A 2309-nucleotide genomic window follows, 5' to 3' on the forward strand; every position below is an offset into this window, starting at 1 on the left:
GGCCTGAAGGCGGGCTGCTTCTTCTTCCATGTTGGCGTCGATCATCGACCCGATGCCGCTGTCCAGACGGTCGGACAACTCGCCAAGGAATTCTTTCTGCGTTTCGATGGAGCGTTCTGCAATGCCCAGTGCGGTTGCAGAGGCAATCGCGGCGGCCAGCTGGGTTTCAGCGGTTTGCAGCGCAGCTTCCTGCAGGGCGGCAGTACCGGCCGAGGTCACCGACACGGCGTCCAGCGCCGTTTGGATCGCGCCAAGGTTCTGCTGCATGAAGGTCATCGTCGTGGTGCTGATCGAACCCGCAGCGGTACGCGAAATACCGGTCACAACCGTCACGGTCGCGGCCGCGTTCACATAGTCGGTGCCGTTGAAGGTCGACTGGTCGATGGTCGTCTGCATACGCGCGGCCAGTTCGTCCAATTCTGCCTGCACGTCATCGCGGACTTCCTGGGTACCGCCCTGCGCAAACGCGACGCGTTCGGCAAAGTCTTTGGCCAGGTCAACCAGGGTCTCGGCGCCCAGACGGGCGGTGGAGACGGCGTTTTTCTGAAGGGTCAGGTTCTCATCGATGGCTTTGAACATGCCGCTGTCGCCGGACATGGTCTTGGAGATCGAGAAATAGGCCGCGTTGTCCTTACCGGACGCGATCTGCAGACCGGTCGAAATCCGCGACTGCGTATCCGACAGGCTGGTATTGATGTTACGCAGCGTGGACAGCGCGGTCATCGCGCTGTGGTTCGTAAGGATGGAAGACATTTTCTGCTCCGATTTTCTTATCTCTTAGTCGGATTTCTTCCGAGAACGGGCCTGCCCGTGGGTATAATTAACCATCGCAATTGGGCGAAAATAAGAAAAAGTGTCGGAACCTGTGCCTTACTGTGCTTTTTCGATTTCCTTATAAAAACAAGTCCTTAAACCTGTATACATTAAGGAAATATGTCAGCATTCGGGCAATTGTGGCGCAATTGGGGCAGCCATTGTTTCGCCCCCGGCGTTCCGGCAGCAAAAAGGCCGCGGTTCTCCGCGGCCTTTCCGATCAGCTTGTTAACCGGGGTTAACGGAACAGGCTCAGAATGTTCTGAGGCGCAGAGTTCGCAATTGACAGCGACTGCGTGGCCAGCTGCTGCTGAACCTGCAGGGCCTGAAGGCGGGCTGCTTCCTCTTCCATGTTGGCGTCGATCATCGACCCGATGCCGCTGTCCAGACGGTCGGTCAGCTCACCCAGGAAGTCTTTCTGAGTTTCGATGGACCGCTCGGCAATGCCCAGTGCGGTGGCCGATGCAATCGCGGCGGACAGCTGGGTTTCAGCGGTCTGCAGCGCGGTCTGTTGCAGTGCGGTGGTGGTTGCTGCGGACAGGTCAACGGCAGCCATCGCGGACTGGATTGCGCCAAGGTCCTGCATGTTGAAGGTCATGGTCGTGGTGGCGATCACACCCGTGGTCGAGCGCGAAATACCCGTCACGACGGTCACGGCGCCGGTGGAGTTCACATAGTCGGTGCCGTTGAAAGTTGCCTGTGCAATCGTGGTGGACATACGCGCGGCCAGTTCGTCCAGTTCGGCCTGTACGTCATCGCGAACTTCCTGCGTGCCACCCTGTGCGAACGCGACGCGTTCAGCGAAATCCTTGGCAAGATCGACAACCGTTTCCGCACCCAGACGGGCGGTCGACACGGCGTTCTGCTGAAGGGTCAGGTTCTCATCGATCGCTTTGTACATGCCGCTGTCGCCGGCCATGGTTTTCGAGATCGAGAAATAGGCTGCGTTGTCTTTACCGGACGCGATCTGCAGACCGGTCGAGATACGCGACTGCGTGTCGGACAGGCTGGTGTTGATCTGGCGAAGGGTCGACAGCGCTGTCATCGCGCTGTGGTTAGTCAGGATGGAAGACATCATCTGCTCCGATTTTTTTCTTATCGTTTCGCTGGATTTCTTCCGCGGACGGGCCTTCCCGTATGGTAATGGGTACAGGCCGTTTCGGGCAGGAATGTGAAATTGGTTACTAAAATCTGAAAAATGTCCCGACCTGTGACCCCTTGTTTTTATGGGTCAAATTGGGGTCGTGAAGGTAGGTTAACCAAAATGTGGCGCAAATGTGGCGCGCCCTGCCCCAATGAAAAAGGCCGCGGAAATCCCGCGGCCTTTCAATTGGTTATCCGGCCCGCGATTAGCGGAACAGGCTCAGAATGTTCTGAGGCGCAGAGTTCGCGATCGACAGCGACTGCGTGGCCAGCTGTTGCTGAACCTGCAGGGCCTGAAGGCGGGCTGCTTCTTCTTCCATGTTGGCGTCGATCATCGACCCGATGCCGCTGTC

3 protein-coding genes are annotated in these 2309 nt (G+C 57.8%); all 3 read right to left on the reverse strand.

Annotated features, from left to right (window positions below):
- Nucleotides 1-753, reverse strand: a 753-nt coding sequence (locus ACI3GR_RS20080) for a flagellin N-terminal helical domain-containing protein (RefSeq protein ID WP_407497034.1), incomplete at its 3' end; no start/stop codon positions are given.
- A 298-nt stretch (nt 754-1051) separates the two neighbouring features.
- On the reverse strand, nt 1052-1888 hold the full coding sequence (locus tag ACI3GR_RS20085; protein WP_407497035.1) for a flagellin N-terminal helical domain-containing protein: 837 nt from the start codon (nt 1886-1888) through the stop codon (nt 1052-1054).
- Nucleotides 1889-2162: 274 nt separating this feature from the next.
- Nucleotides 2163-2309: flagellin (locus tag ACI3GR_RS20090; RefSeq protein WP_407497036.1), on the reverse strand; the 147-nt coding region annotated here is incomplete at its 5' end.

Source organism: Pseudooceanicola aestuariicola (assembly GCF_045763785.1).
Lineage (GTDB): Bacteria > Pseudomonadota > Alphaproteobacteria > Rhodobacterales > Rhodobacteraceae > Pseudooceanicola.